Origin of the sequence: Niveispirillum sp., assembly GCF_052437035.1 — a bacterium.
Taxonomy (GTDB): Bacteria; Pseudomonadota; Alphaproteobacteria; order Azospirillales; family Azospirillaceae; genus Niveispirillum.
The window spans coordinates 131269-145928 of sequence record NZ_JBQVOH010000010.1 but is presented as its reverse complement, the minus strand read 5'-3'; the positions used below and the strand labels follow the sequence as shown (position 1 = coordinate 145928).

The window sequence follows — 14660 nt, the reverse complement described above, 5'->3', positions numbered from 1 at the left end:
ATGTCCCACACCCCGTTCAGGGACAATGTTTTGCCCTTGCGGTCAAGGGGTTAAACCGGTCACGGTGACGCCCCGATGACATTGGAGCGCAATGGGCCAGGAACCTGCCATGAGATTGTTTCTGCTGGGACTGCTGGCCCTGTTGCTGGTGATGGTCAGGCCGGCGGCTACGCACGAAATCGGCGATAGTCAGGTCGTGATCGAGCTTGGCGAAGGTTCATGGAGCGCCCGCATCGTTACAGCCCCGACACCCTTCATAAACAGGCTGGAACATGCGGAGAAACAGGAGCCGGGCAGGGATTTCACCCAAGGCACAGCCGCAGCCAAGCTGGCGGAACTCTCACCCGCCTTACCGCGACATCTACTTGTGCGGATCGACGGTGAAGCGGTTGCCACAACCATGGTCGTCGAACAACTACTGATGCCGGCGGATCAGTCGCAGCCGTCATTCCTGGTTCTGCGTGCAGACGGACCCTTGCCATTGGGAGCCAGAACGGTATCCTGGCAGTTCGACCTGCTGGAAGGACAATATGCGCTGCTGCTGGGTGGGCAGGTTCATTGGGTGGAGGGAAGTGCGGCCACAGGCCCCCTGCCCCTGCGGCCCGGACCGCCGCCCACATTGATGCAGGTCGTTGGACAATATGTGCATCTGGGCTTCATTCACATCGTGCCGGACGGTCCGGACCATGTGCTGTTCGTTCTGGGACTGGTCCTGCTCACGACAAGGCTGCGGCCATTGCTGGTGCAAGTCACGGCCTTCACCCTGGCCCATTGCCTGACACTGGCCCTGGCATTGAACGGCGTGATTGATCTGCCAGCCCGTATCGTTGAACCGCTGATCGCGCTGTCCATCGCCTATGTCGCGGTAGAGAATATCTTTGCCCGCCGGATGACACCCTGGCGCCCCGCGCTGGTCTTCGGGTTCGGGTTGCTGCATGGCCTGGGCTTCGCAGGTGTCCTGACAGAGCTGGGCTTGCCAGCCAAAGATCAAACGGCAGCGCTTATAGGCTTCAATATCGGGATCGAGGCGGGGCAACTGGCCGTAATCGCAATCGCCTATTTCCTGCTTCTGCATTGGTTAAAGGATAGGGCGTGGTTCAGGACACGCATCACGATACCGGCATCGGCCCTGATTGCCATTGTCGGGCTTTACTGGATGGCAGAACGTGTCCTTGTCGGCTGAGCTGGGCTTTTCACAACTGAGAAATCTAATGCATAGATTCTAATGATCTTGATAAAGATCAAGTTTAAATTATACATTTATCAATACTTTGATTTTTGAGCATATTTCGCAAATTCATTTTTATTGACTGATGAAAACTGACTGCTGATATAATTGATCTCGATCAATGATCATGCTTTTCCCTGCGGTGTATTGATTTCCCTGGCGAACAATCCGGTTGGCAGGACGTTATGCACGCACATACCGAAACAAGACGGACTGAACTCCTGAAGTTCCTGTTCCTCGCCTTCGTGCTGGTCCCCGTCCTGTCGGTGGGGGTCGTGGCCGCCTATGGCTTCGCAGTCTGGATGGTGCAGTTGATCGCCGGTCCGCCCGGCCTGTGAAGGGTGGAACCCATGGAAACCCGTCTCTCCCGCCGCGCCCTGTTCGCACGCCAGACACCGGCACAGTCTGCCTTGGCCATCATCAGCGCCAGCTGCCTGGCCGAGAATGGCGCCTATTGCCGGACCTGTGCCGATGCCTGCCCGGAAGGGGCCATCCGGTTCCATCTGCTGCCGCGCGGGCGGGCACGGGCGGATGTCGATGCCGACCGCTGCACCGGGTGTGGCGACTGTCTGCCGCCCTGCCCGGCCAATGCTATCAGGCTTTCCGGTACCGTGGAGGAAACCCATGGCCAGTGAAATCCATATTTCCAGCTTCATCATCCACGCGGCCCCCGGCGCCATGCCCGACCTGACCGCCCGCCTGCTGGCGATGGATTGCGAGATCGTGCCGGCCCGGGGTGATGCCAGCCGCCTGATCGTGCTGGTCGAACGGGCCAGCGACCGGGCCGTGGCCGACACGCTGGACGCCATCAATGCCTTGCCCGGCGTCTACAGCGCCCTGCCCGTCTATCACCATGCCGAACCGGCGGCAGCCCTTGCGGAGCCGATGCCATGACCCTGACCCGACGCGATTACCTGAAGGCCCAGGCGGCAGCCACCGCCGCAGCCACCGCCGGCCTGACCCTGGAAGCGGCTGCCACGCAGCTGCCCACCGGCCTGGATGCCAAGATGAAATGGTCCAAGGCCCCCTGTCGTTTCTGCGGCACAGGCTGCGGCGTCATGGTCGGCGTGAAGGAGGGGCGCATCGTCGCCACCCATGGCGACCAGAAATCAGAGGTCAATCGCGGCCTGAACTGCGTAAAGGGCTATTTCCTGTCCAAGATCATCTATGGCCAGGACCGGCTGACCACGCCCATGCTGCGCATGAAGGATGGCAAATATGCCAAGGACGGGGACTTCACGCCCGTCACCTGGGACCAAGCCTTCGATATCATGGCGGAGAAATGGAAGGTGACGCTGAAGGCCAAGGGGCCGGAAGCCATCGGCATGTTCGGGTCCGGGCAATGGACCGTCCATGAGGGCTATGCCGCGTCCAAGCTGATGAAGGCCGGTTTCCGATCCAACAATATCGACCCCAATGCCCGCCATTGCATGGCATCCGCCGTCGCCGGCTTCATGCGCACCTTCGGCATTGATGAACCGATGGGCTGTTACGACGATATCGAGGCCGCCGACGCCTTTGTCCTCTGGGGCAGCAACATGGCGGAGATGCACCCCATCCTGTGGACCCGCGTCACCGACCGCCGCCTGTCCAACCCGGATGTGAAGGTAGCGGTGCTGTCGACCTTTGAACATCGGTCGTTTGAGCTGGCCGACATCCCGATGGTCTTTACGCCACAGACCGATCTGGCCATCCTGAACTACATCGCCAACCACATCATCAAGACGGGGCGCGTCAACAAGGATTTCGTCAGCAAATACACAACCTTCGTGAAGGGCCGGGACGATATCGGCTATGGCCTGCGCCCCACCCATCCGCTGGAGGTGGCGGCCAAGAACGCCGCCAAGGCCAATGAAAGCGATCCCATCAGCTTTGATGAATTCGCCGCCTTCATCGCCCCCTATACGCTGGAAAAGGTGGCGGCACAGTCGGGCGTCCCCGCCGCCCGGCTGAAGGCGCTGGCCGAGCTGTACGCCGATCCAAAGGTCAAGGTGGTCAGCTTCTGGACCATGGGTTTCAACCAGCATACGCGCGGTGTCTGGGCCAACAACCTTGTCTACAACATCCACCTGCTCACGGGCAAAATTGCCGAACCCGGCAACAGCCCCTTCTCCCTGACGGGACAGCCCAGCGCCTGTGGCACAGCGCGTGAGGTGGGAACCTTCTCGCACCGGCTGCCCGCCGACATGGTGGTGACCAATCCCGAACACCGCGCCCATGCCGAACATCTGTGGAAACTGCCGGAAGGCACCATCCCGGCCAAGCCGGGCTTTCACGCGGTGCAACAAGACCGGATGCTGAAGGATGGCAAGCTGAACTGCTATTGGGTGCAGGTGAACAACAATATGCAGGCCGCCCCTAACACCGCCAACGAGACCTGGCCCGGATACCGCAACCCCGACAATTTCATCGTCGTGTCAGACGCCTATCCCACCGTCACCACCATGGCCGCCGATCTGGTGCTGCCCGCCGCCATGTGGGTGGAGAAGGAAGGGGCCTATGGCAATGCCGAACGCCGGACCCAGGTCTGGCACCAGTTGGTCGATGCGCCGGGCGAGGCGAAATCCGACCTGTGGCAGCTGGTAGAATTCTCCAAACGCTTCAAGGTGGAGGAGGTATGGCCGGAGGAATTGCTGGCCAAGGCGCCGGAATATCGCGGCAAGACCCTGTACGATATCCTCTACCGCAACGGTCAGGTGGACAGGTTCCCCGTGACCGAATGCGACAAGGAGTATGAGAACCGGGAGGCCAAGGAATTCGGCTTCTACCTGCAAAAGGGCCTGTTTGAGGAATATGCCAGCTTTGGCCGGGGGCATGGCCATGATCTGGCTCCCTATGACACCTATCACGCCGAACGCGGCCTACGCTGGCCGGTGGTGAATGGCAAGGAAACCCGCTGGCGCTTCCGGGAGGGGAGCGATCCCTATGTGCCCGCGGGCGAGGGCATGCGCTTCTACGGGCACAAGGATGGCAAGGCGCGCATATTCGCCCTGCCCTATGAACCGCCCGCTGAAAGCCCGGACACGGAATACCCGTTCTGGCTGTCCACGGGCCGCGTGCTGGAACATTGGCACAGCGGGTCGATGACCCGGCGCGTGCCGGAACTGCACAAGGCGGTGCCGCAGGCGCTCTGCTACATGCACCCGGACGATGCCCAGGCGATGCAGGTCCGGCGCGGGCAAGAGGTCGTGGTGGCCTCGCGCCGGGGACAGGTGCGGGCGCGGGTGGAGACGCGGGGACGGAACAAACCGCCGCGCGGTCTGGTCTTCGTGCCTTGGTTTGATGCCGATGTCCTGATCAACCGCGTTACGCTGGACGCTACCGACCCCATCTCCAAACAGACCGATTTCAAGAAATGCGCCGTACGTATCACCCCGGTCGGGGAGGCCTGAACCATGAGCAAGCGCCACACCCCCGTGCTGCTGGCCCTGCTAGCCGCCCTGCCCCTGCTGCTGCAACCCATGGCGCAGCGGGCCTTTGCCACCGACCCGGCACCTGCCGCCAGCACCCGCGACGTGAAGGCCAGCGGACGGCCCGCCTTCACAGGTGCCGAGGGGCTGTTGGTGCAGGAGGCACCTTCCATGCCCAAGGATGTAAGCGATGATCAGCGCCGGCAGCGCAACTATCCTGAACAGCCGCCTGTCATCCCGCATGCCATCGCCGGCTATCAGCTCGACCTGCGTGCCAACAAGTGCCTGACCTGCCACGCCCGCGAATTCACGGGCGACAGTCAGGCCCCCATGATCTCCGTCACGCATTTCCAGGACCGCGACGGGCAAGTGCTGGGTGCCGTCTCCACCCGCCGCTATTTCTGCCTGCAATGCCATGTGCCGCAGACGGACGCACAGCCGCGCGTGGTCAACACCTTCCGCGATGTGGACAGCGTCATCCGTGAAAATCGTCCTCCGGTCGGGGAGGGCAAATGATGATCATCATCCAACGGGTCCTGTCTCTGGCCAGGGCCGCCTGGACTGCCTTCAACCGCCCCGCGGCCCATCTGGGCATCGGGTTCCTGACTATCGGCGGCTTCGTGGCGGGCGTCATCTGGTGGGGTGGGTTCAATACAGCGCTGGAGATGACCAACAAGGAGGCGTTCTGCATCGGCTGTCACGAGATGAAGGACAATCCCTATGCCGACCTGAAACAGACCATCCATTATTCCAACCGGTCGGGCGTGCGCGCCACCTGTCCCGATTGCCACGTCCCCCATAACTGGACCGACAAGATCGCCCGCAAGATGCAGGCATCCAAGGAGGTCTGGGGCAAGATTTTCGGCACTATCGATACACCGGAAAAGTTCGAGGCCAAGCGCCGGGAACTGGCCGGCCACGAATGGGCACGGCTGAAGGCCAACAATTCCCTGGAATGCCGCAACTGCCACAGCGCCGACAGCATGGACATCACTCGACAGGGCGCACGCGGGGCCGACGCACACCAGCGCTTCCTGTTCACGGGTCAGGCGACCTGCATCGACTGTCACAAGGGCATTGCCCACCGCCTGCCCGACATGACGGGTGTGCCCATCTGGACCATGCCGGATCGGGCGGCGGTATCCCTGCCTTGACCCGGTCAGCGATAGGCAGCTGGGATGCTGTTCAGATCGAACGTGCTGTAAAGTGACAGGAAGCGGATGGAGTAATTGTCAAAGCGCAGATAGATGGTGTTGTTGATGTCCTTTTCCTCAAATCCGCCGATGATCACGGGCGTGCGGTTCTGTTCGCAATGCAGTTTGGCCATCAGCAAAGCCACCTGATCAATCCAACGGGTAATCTTGGGCTTCGCCAGTTCACCCCGCAGATAGGCACGCACGGCCCCCATGAAACGCCGGGCGCCCGGCGTTGGGCGAAGCCGCAGGAGGTTGGCCGTTATCAAGGCGGCAAACCCGGTGGCCAGCGGGTTGAAGTTCAGGATGACATCGTCGGTGCGCGCGGACAGCGATGACGTCCCGCCCAGGACCAGCGTGTCGATATCCGCCGCGATGACGGGCAGACCAAGCCCTTGCAGCAGGCTGTCGGCTACATCAAACCGCACACACTGATAATGGGCCACCGGCTTTTCAAACGTGCACTCATTATTGACGGTCGTGTAGCGGTAGGGCGCATCGTCGAAATCATCCGCCGAATAATAGAGCCGTTCGGATACAACCCCAATCCGTGCGGCGATGTCTTCTATACGGTCCCGGCCACCGATGGCGTGCAGGACGACCATGATGGGTTCATCGCTGTTGGCCAGCGCCGACTTGGCGAAGGAACGGGCATAGCGGTCAAGATACAGGTCATCCCCCGCCGCAAGCAGCACAGTCCGGACGCCCTCGCGCAGCGCCTCCTGCCGGACTTGATCAAGGTCCAGGCGCCGTCCAAGATGATCATGCATCAGCAATGGCTGTACGGCCACATCCTGCGGATGGTTCAGAAAATCAAGATCCAGGCAATCCAGCATCAGCTCGCAATGATCATGAGCAATCTGTAACGACGGATCGCCATAGAGGGCCCGCGGTTGCCGCAGAGGCAGGTTGCGGCAATGCATGATCGCTGCCTTTGTCTGTTCATTCAGCGGGCCATGCAGATAAAACCAAATGAGACGCAGGCAATTATACATTTGCAGCAGGCGGTCGGTCTGCTGCGCCATAAAGCGTCGACGCAGGGCAAGTTCCTCATCCTTGAGGCCCGTTGCGGTGGCAAACCGTGCTGCCATATGCAGCGCCATGACGTCGTCCGGTTCGTGCGCCAGCACCAGATGGGCATAACGTGCCGCCGCCGGCTCCTGAAGCTGTGCTGTGCTTCTGCCCATCGCCCAACGGTTTGCGGCAGGGCATTTATCATAGAGAGAGGCGATGATGCGCTGCATCGTCTCGATACGGGCCTCGTCACCCTGCTCCGCATACATTGCCCGCTGCCGAATAGCCTCGGCAATCAGGGGGCCCAGTTGCTGTTGCAGGACTTCTCTGTCGCGGGCGCTGCTGACCAGCGCCTCGACAAGGGGGGCGGTATCCTCGATACGCCCCGCCTCGACAAGGTCGATGATGGCATTTAACCGTTCCGGTTCGGTCGGTCGGCCCAGATCGTCGGCACAATCCGCCAGCAGCGTGACCAGGGCGGTTTCCGTCTGTCCACGCAGGCCAGCCGCCCGCCGCAAAGCAGGCACATGTCGACGCATTTCCCGTATCGGGTCATGGAAGCCCGCCAACAGATCCTGGCTGATCCAGGCAGGGCGATAATTGCGGGCAACAAAGATATCCATCACCTTCTGACGTTGGATCAGCGTCAGATTCTCAACATCAACCAGCAGACCACGCGGCGGCGACGGCAGATCGCTCAACTGCTCCAGAATTTCCAGTTCGGTGCCGGCGGTGCTGATGGCCAGCATGTCCGTGGCCCCGATACCGTAGCGACCGACGAGATATCGCAGCGGCATGCAGGCAACCAGCGTTTCACGGACCAGCATACGGATGGCTGCCCGTGTCTCCTCATTCGGGCACATGCCCGCCAGCCAACCGCCACTGTCCAGCATGGAGATCAGTCCGAAGGAACGAAGTTCCCTGAAACGGGCTGGCAGCAGGCCATTATTGATCGCCGTTTCGTCCAGGTGGCGCAGACGGATAACCCCAATACCCCGCCCGATACCGGCCCTCACCCCGACATAGCGGCTGTCATGCCCTTCTTCCAGCAACGGATCGACGACATAGCCGGCAAGACGATCCAGGAAAGGTGCAAACGGACTGAAATGCGGGCCTGCCCCGATCTGGATGAACCGGGCCTTCTGACCCTCCGATGCCGCAAGGCCGATGAATGTCTGCACGAAATCATTCAGAGTAAGGACAAAGTCCATGCACAGGCTCCAAGCGTCTTCGCGCATTTCGGATTGCGGAATAGGAGCCACGTTATCATGAACTTCAAGAAAGAAGTGCAGGCTTCAGTAGGAGTGGGCGCCGATCCCAATCTCCGAAGGGGAGGAAATGTCAGGGAAAATTGCGGGTCACATAATCCCTGATTGCCTGATTGACGGCAGTGGCATGGCTTATGTTCGCCATGTGGCCAGCCTGCGTAAAAAACTGCATCGCAGATTGCCACAACCCCTGACACAGCCGATGTGCCGCCACCAACCGTGACGGCGTATCCAGATCGCCGACCATCACCAAACTAGGGCAAGTGATGGTCGCCAGCAGTTCATCCGTCACCGGCAGGACCGCGGGCGGCGACAGCAGATCCCTGCCCTGGTAATCGGCCAGCATCTCATCCAGCAGCCGCGACGTTTCCGCGTCATCGGTCCGCAGCATCGGATGGGCCCGCCAAAGTGCCACCGCTTCGAGCAGGTTGCCCGCCCGGACATGTTCCACCAATTGCGCAAGGGGAAGTGCGGGTTCCGTCACAGGGTCCGGCGGGGCCGCATCATGCGCCGCCGCCAGCAGGACAAGGCCGGCAACCCGATCGTGATGCCGGGCCGCCGCCATCAGCGCCACCCGTCCGGCCTGTGAATGCGCAACGAGAATGGCTGAAGCCAAACCGAAATGGTCCAGCAAGGCAGGGATATCATCTGGTTCCTGCAACAATCCAGGTGGCGCCTGCGACCTTCCGAAACCGCGCCGGTCGGGCAGTATCAGGGTGGCGCAATCCGACAGTCCCCGAACCTGGGGCCGCCACATGCGCCGGTCCAGAGTCCAGCCATGGAGCATGACCAGGGCCGGCTTCCCGGCCCCGGCAATCTCCACGGACAGGCTTCCACCGTCGACGGCAACCTGGGTCTGCATCATCAATGACGATAGGTGTTATTGACGCTGCGGTCACCCCCCAGCCAGCGGGCCAGATCGGCCCGCGCCGTTTCGCGCTTTGCCTGCTCCAGGGCCGCCGCCGACGGCGCGTCATGGGTAAATTCCAGGATCATGCCGTTCGGGTCCTTGATATAGACTGACCGGCAATAGCCATGTTCCAGCGTGTAGGTGTCGGGCTCGGTAAAGCCTGCCGCGCGGATGCGGCTTTCGATCTGCGCCTGGGTGTCGGCGTCGACATGCAGGGCGATATGGTGGAAGGGGGATTCCGGCATGGGCGGTCCGAACAGCGCCTGATCCTCCGGTTCGGCAAACTGGAAAAAGGCCAGCGCACTGCCATCCGCCAACCCAAAGAAGCAATGGCAATAGGTGCGCTCGGCACCGAACAGCATGTCCTTTTCGCACCAGGTGGCGATCAGCGGGATCCCCAGCACATCTTCATAGAAATGGCGCGTCGCCTCCAGGTCGCGTGTGACATAGGCAGTGTGGTGCAGACGATTGGGAAGTTTCGCACTCATGGTCGCATCCTCTCTCAAGTCTTTCAGCCGAACAGCCGTGTGGCGATTTCCGTGACATGGCGCCCCTGGAACCGGGCCCCTTCCAACTCGTTGGCGCTGGGCTGGCGAGACCCATCGGCGCCGGCCAGGGTGCTGGCGCCATAGGGAGTGCCGCCGCTGATCTCATCCATCCGCGTCGCGCCGGCCCAGCTATAGGGAAGGCCGACAATGATCATGCCATGATGCAACAGCGTGGTGTGGAAGGAGGTGATGGTAGTTTCCTGGCCGCCATGCTGACTGGCGGTGGAGACGAAGACGCTGCCCACCTTGCCGACCAGCGCGCCCTTGGCCCAAAGCCCGCCCGTCTGGTCCAGGAAGTTGCGCATCTGCGCCGCCATATTGCCAAATCGCGTCGGCGTGCCGAAGATAACGGCATCATAATCGCCCAGTTCACCAGGGCTGGCGATGGGGGCCGCCTGATCCAGGCGGATACCGGCAGCCCTTGCCACCTCATCCGGTACCAGTTCCGGCACGCGTTTAACCGTGACATCGGCTCCAGCCACCGACCGCGCACCGTCGGCCATCGCGGCGGCCATGGTTTCGATATGGCCGTAACTGGAATAGTAAAGCACAAGTACCTTCGCCATGGATCATCCCCTTCCCAAGGCCGTGGGTCAGAACTTCACGCCAGCTTCAAGACCATAGCGGCGGGGCCGTCCCTTGAAGACGAAACCGCCGGGCGAGAATTCGGCATTATACTTTTTGTTGAACAGATTGTCGGAATAAGCGGACAGGTTCCAGCCCTCCCCCTCAATACCCAGCCGGATATCGACAAGGTCCAGCGGGTCGCGCACGGTGCTGTTCTGGATATCGAACCAGGTCTTGCCGAGGCGCCGGTAATCGGCCCGCGCCGTACCCGTCAGGCCGCTGTCGCCCAGTTCGGTGCTGTACTGCACACCCATGTTGAATGTGTAGCGGGAGATCAGTGGCGCTTCGTTGCCCAGCACGGTCGGGTCAGCGAATTCCTTGATCTTGCTATCGGTAAAACCGAAGCCCAGATTGAGCTGAAGACCCGTCGTCAGGAAGGCCGTTGCATCCAGTTCAAACCCGCGCAGGCGGGTTTCGGGCACATTGCCCAGGTTCTGCGTGGAATTGGCCGCCAGGAAGACGAAGAAATAGGAATTGTCAGAGATGGTGTTGTAGACGGAGCCATTGAGGCGCAGCTTCCGGTCCAACAGCTGCGACTTGAACCCGGCCTCCAGCGTGCTGGCCGTTTCCGCCTTGAACACATCCGACACACCCAGGATGCCATTGGCCGCCGCAACGGCCCCCACCCCGGTCTGGTTGAACCCGCCGCTGCGGAAGCCCTTGGAATAGCCGGCATAAAGCGTCAGCGCCTCATCGGCCTTGTAGGTCAGCGTCGCCTTCGGCTGCCAGGAGGTGAAGGTTTCGTTGCGTACCTCCCCGCTGCGCCCCGCCGGGAACCCGGCAACATTGGGCAGATAGGCCGTCGGGGTCAGGGTTGTATTCTCGCGCTCGTCTTTGTCGTAGCGCAGCGACAGGTCGGCAGTCAGCTTCTCCGACAGGTCGTAAGACGTGCTGCCGAACAGGGCCCAGGCGAAATTATCCTGGCTGTCGGCCAGGAAGGAGAATTGCGGGTTACGCGGATTGGTGCTGGGCGTGCGGTAGACGGGGAACACCCCCTGCCCCCGGTCGATCATGTTGCCGGTAGAGATATAGCGCTTGGTGCCGATCATGTAGCCGCCCACGCTCCACTGAAACGGCTGATCGGTGGGCGATGCAAAGCGCACCTCCTCGCTCCAGGCCTTCACATTCAGATACTGGCTCTGGTTCAGGTCGAACCCCAGGATCTGATAGAACAGGCTTTCCGTGATGGGCAGGAAGTCGAACGCGTCACCAGTCAGGATTTCCTTCACCTGATCATAGGAGGTGACGGACGTCAGGGTACCGGCGTCGGTTTCATAGGCGACGCGCAGCGAGGTACCGTTCATGTCGCGGTCATTCTGACCGGGATTGTTCACGCGCACCGGCAGGCTGGTATTGTTCACATCATTGACGATGTTGAAATACAGCGCCTGCGTGCGCAGCCGTGAAACGGACCCGCGTAGATCGACCGTCAGATTGTCCGTCGGCTGAAACAGCAGGGTCCCGCGCAGAGACAGATCCTCATACGGGTCGGCCTTTTCATCCAGGTAGGCGTTGCGGATCAGGCCGTCGCTGTTCACATACGACCCGGCCAGACGGAACTTCACCTTGTCTGACAAAGGCCCGCTGATGCCGGCACGGGCGGAATAGCCGAAGCCGTTTTCCACCCCCACCTTGACCCGTGTGTCGAACGTGTCGGTTGGCTGCTTGGTGCGGATCACGATGGCGCCGCCGATGGCGTTACGGCCGTAAAGCGCGCCCTGTGGGCCTTTCAGCACCTCGATCTGGTCGATATCAAACAGTTCCTGGCTGAACTGCGCAGCATTCACCTGCTGCACACCATCGACGATGACGGCTACCGACGGCTCGCTGTTACGGGCCTGCGTGATGCCGCGGATAATGATGAAGGCGTTGCCGGCATTCTGAGTTTCGACCAGCGTCACGTTGGAGGTCAGGTCGATGAAATCGGCTGGCTTCTCAATGCCTGCCATCTCGATCGCGTCGGCGGTGAAGGCCGTGACAGCCGCCGGCACATCCTGCTGCGCCTGCGGGCGGCGCAGGCCGGTCACCACCACCTCCTCGATGGTCGAGGCGCCGGCCTGGGCTGTGGATTGGGCCGATGCGGGGCCTGTGGCTGCCAGCGCCAGGGCCGAGACACCGGCCAGAGAGCCGAAGCGCCAAGAGGAACGTGCCATGCAAAACCTCCCGTTCGTCATTTGTCATTGATGGCGCACGGCGCGGTTCGTTCTTGCGGCGGCCGGTGCGAACTGGGTCCGCGACATATCGCGTCCACACGGGTCGTTGCCCGTGCAATGGACAATCTATGTTTCGATTATCGAAGTCAAGTTCGATGTTCGAAGTTTTTTCCGTTTATCGAAGTCCGATGCAGGCAACAAAAAACGCCCCGGTCAGGAACCGGGGCGTCGCTCAGAAACCGCTATGGATGGCAGGTATCAGCCGCGGGCCAGCGAATGCATCAGGAAGGGCCATTGCTGCAACGACAGTTCGATATCACGGGCGGCACGGCGCAGCAGCGGCAACCGGGTGCGCACCAACTCATCCTGGGAGATGCGGGTGGTGGATGTGGAACAGTTGATGGAGGCACAGACATTGCCATCCTTGTCCCGCACCGGCACCGCGACCGAGACGATGCCGTAATCCAACTCATCCAGCGCTGAATCATACCCCAGTTCCCGCACACGCAGCAGCCGCGCCGTCAGTTCCTCGCGGTTGGTGAGCGTACGTTCGGTGAAGCGGTTCAGCGTTGCCGTCACCAGATAATCTTCCAGCAGCTTTTCCGGCTCAAACGCCAGCAGCACTTTGCCCAGCGAGGTGGCATGGGCCGGATAGCGTGTGCCGACACTGGCGCCCAGACGGATATGCCGGTTGGTTGATACGTGGACGAGATAGAGGATATCCGGTCCAGACAGCGTGGCCATGGAGGCACTGTCGCCCGTTTCATCCCGCAGCGACTGCAGGTGCGGGGTCACCACCTGCTCCAGGTTCATCGAGGCCAGATAGGCCGACCCGAAGACCAGCACCTCTGGCCGCAGCAGGAAACGGCGTCCATGCCGCCCGACATAACCCAATGCGACCAGCGTATTGAGGCAGCGGCGGGCTACAGCCGGGCTGAGGCCGGTGGCGGCGGCCACTTCCGACAATTGCATCTCGGGACGCTGCTGATTGAAGGAGCGCAGGACCGTCAGGCCGCGTTCCAGCGTCAGCAGATATTCGGGGTCCTTTTCCCGCTCCGCCGCGCCATCGCCCCTGACCCCATTATCCGCCATTCCGTCCGTCCCGTGCGCCGACCTGCCCGCCGGCCAGCTATAACCGGAGGCTAGGCCGGCTGCCAGAACTTAAACCTGATCGCCCAGAATCTCCGCATTATGCTGGCCCAGGACAGGGGGCGGGGTGATGGCCAGATCGCGTTCCCCATCAAAGGAAAGCGGGCAGCGAACGGTGCGGAACCGGCCCATGCTGGGATGTTCCGCCTCCACCCGCAGATCCAGATGACGGGCCTGATCGGTGGCCAGCGCCGCCGCCGCGTCATGTACCGGCGAATGCGGGACGTCCAGGCGGCTCAACCGTTCGCACCAGTCCGACAGGTTGCGGCTGCGAAAAATGGGAGCCAGACGCTCCACCACTTTTTCATAATTTGCGATCCGCGACTGGCGGTCGGCAAATTCGGGATGCTGCAACATGTCCGGCCATTCCACGGCCTGGGCCAACCCTTCCCAGAATTTCGGCGGCGAGGACATGTGCAGCGCGATCCATTTCCCGTCCGCGCAAACGAACACATAGGATTGCGATACTGATGGCCGGCTGTAAGGGCCCATGATCTGATCGGCAGCGAAATAATGGGTGAAGTCATCCAGGTTGAAATGGCACATGGCCTCCAGCATGGAAAGTTCCACCAGACGCCCCTGGCCGGTCCGGTTGCGTTCATGCAGGGCGCCCAGGATACCATAGGCAGCATAGAATCCAGTAATTGCATCGGCCAGTGCCGGCCCCACGACGCGTGGATTATCGGGGTTCAGCACCAGACGCAGGAAACCGCTAGCCGCCTGCGCTACCGTGTCAAAGGCGGGCCGCTGGCTGTCGGGGCCGGTGGCGCCAAAGCCGGAAATGGCGCAGTAGATCAGGCGCGGATTCAACGCGCGCAGCCGGTCGGCATCAACATTCAGCTTGTTCGCCGCACCCGGTCGGAAATTCTGGATGAAAATATCCGCGTCGGCGACAAGCGCGTCCAGTTGGTCACGTCCTGCCGCTTCGCGGGTATCCAGGGTGATGGAGCGCTTGTTGCGGTTATAGGTCTGGAAATGCGGGCTGTAGAAGCCGCCATTGAAGGCCCGGAACGGATCGCCGGTTCCCGGCTGTTCGATCTTGATGACATCGGCACCCAGATCAGCCAGCAGCATTCCCGCCGCCGGCCCCGTTATGAAGGTGCCCATTTCCAATACCCTGACATCCTTCAGGACTTTTGCCATCTCATGCTCCGATCAGG

At 61.4% G+C, this 14660-nt stretch carries 14 protein-coding genes; 7 read left to right on the top strand and 7 right to left on the bottom strand.

Translation table 11 applies throughout. The features are described 5' to 3' along the window. Nucleotides 1-109 precede the first annotated feature (109 nt). The 7 genes from ACT6Q8_RS21170 (at nt 110) to ACT6Q8_RS21140 (ending at nt 5792) form a co-directional block, all read left to right on the top strand. Nucleotides 110-1183, top strand: a complete 1074-nt coding sequence (locus ACT6Q8_RS21170; RefSeq protein ID WP_444734353.1) for a HupE/UreJ family protein — start codon at nt 110-112, stop codon at nt 1181-1183. A gap of 230 nt (nt 1184-1413) precedes the next feature. Next, complete coding sequence (gene napE, locus ACT6Q8_RS21165; RefSeq protein ID WP_054170342.1) at nt 1414-1566, top strand: periplasmic nitrate reductase, NapE protein; 153 nt, start codon at nt 1414-1416, stop codon at nt 1564-1566. 12 nt (nt 1567-1578) lie between these two features. Then, a complete protein-coding gene (locus ACT6Q8_RS21160; protein ID WP_054170341.1) occupies nt 1579-1863 on the top strand; it encodes a 4Fe-4S dicluster domain-containing protein in 285 nt (94 codons plus the stop codon). Next, nucleotides 1853-2122, top strand: a complete 270-nt coding sequence (locus tag ACT6Q8_RS21155) for a chaperone NapD (RefSeq protein WP_444734352.1) — start codon at nt 1853-1855, stop codon at nt 2120-2122. Before ACT6Q8_RS21160 ends, ACT6Q8_RS21155 begins: the two co-directional genes overlap by 11 nt. Further along, nucleotides 2119-4620: a nitrate reductase catalytic subunit NapA gene (gene napA / locus ACT6Q8_RS21150; protein WP_444734351.1), complete on the top strand. Its 2502-nt coding sequence runs from the start codon at nt 2119-2121 to the stop codon at nt 4618-4620. The genes ACT6Q8_RS21155 and napA overlap by 4 nt, the downstream gene beginning before the upstream one ends. Nucleotides 4621-4623: 3 nt before the next feature. Further along, complete coding sequence (locus ACT6Q8_RS21145; protein WP_444734350.1) at nt 4624-5154, top strand: nitrate reductase cytochrome c-type subunit; 531 nt, start codon at nt 4624-4626, stop codon at nt 5152-5154. Next, complete coding sequence (locus ACT6Q8_RS21140) at nt 5154-5792, top strand: NapC/NirT family cytochrome c (RefSeq protein WP_444734384.1); 639 nt, start codon at nt 5154-5156, stop codon at nt 5790-5792. The genes ACT6Q8_RS21145 and ACT6Q8_RS21140 overlap by 1 nt, the downstream gene beginning before the upstream one ends. 5 nt (nt 5793-5797) lie before the next feature. Here the strand turns inward: ACT6Q8_RS21140 and ACT6Q8_RS21135 are convergent, their stop codons facing one another. The 7 genes from ACT6Q8_RS21135 to ACT6Q8_RS21105 all read right to left on the bottom strand — a co-directional run bounded on the left by ACT6Q8_RS21135 (nt 5798) and on the right by ACT6Q8_RS21105 (nt 14643). After that, a complete protein-coding gene (locus ACT6Q8_RS21135; RefSeq protein ID WP_444734349.1) occupies nt 5798-8056 on the bottom strand; it encodes a hypothetical protein in 2259 nt (752 codons plus the stop codon). Nucleotides 8057-8186: 130 nt separating this feature from the next. Beyond that, nucleotides 8187-8978: an alpha/beta fold hydrolase gene (locus ACT6Q8_RS21130; protein WP_444734348.1), complete on the bottom strand. Its 792-nt coding sequence runs from the start codon at nt 8976-8978 to the stop codon at nt 8187-8189. Further along, on the bottom strand, nt 8978-9511 hold the full coding sequence (locus tag ACT6Q8_RS21125; RefSeq protein WP_054170335.1) for a VOC family protein: 534 nt from the start codon (nt 9509-9511) through the stop codon (nt 8978-8980). The genes ACT6Q8_RS21130 and ACT6Q8_RS21125 overlap by 1 nt, the downstream gene beginning before the upstream one ends. A gap of 23 nt (nt 9512-9534) precedes the next feature. After that, entirely contained in the window at nt 9535-10137 is a 603-nt protein-coding gene (gene wrbA / locus ACT6Q8_RS21120) for an NAD(P)H:quinone oxidoreductase (RefSeq protein WP_444734347.1), read from the bottom strand. Between the two features lie 27 nt (nt 10138-10164). Then, nucleotides 10165-12351 (bottom strand): TonB-dependent receptor, encoded by a 2187-nt coding sequence (locus ACT6Q8_RS21115; RefSeq protein WP_444734346.1) that lies wholly within the window; start codon nt 12349-12351, stop codon nt 10165-10167. A gap of 258 nt (nt 12352-12609) precedes the next feature. After that, on the bottom strand, nt 12610-13443 hold the full coding sequence (locus ACT6Q8_RS21110; RefSeq protein WP_444734345.1) for an IclR family transcriptional regulator domain-containing protein: 834 nt from the start codon (nt 13441-13443) through the stop codon (nt 12610-12612). Between the two features lie 69 nt (nt 13444-13512). Then, nucleotides 13513-14643, bottom strand: coding sequence for a CaiB/BaiF CoA transferase family protein (locus tag ACT6Q8_RS21105; RefSeq protein WP_054170331.1), 1131 nt, complete (start codon nt 14641-14643; stop codon nt 13513-13515). Between the last annotated feature and the right edge of the window lie 17 nt (nt 14644-14660).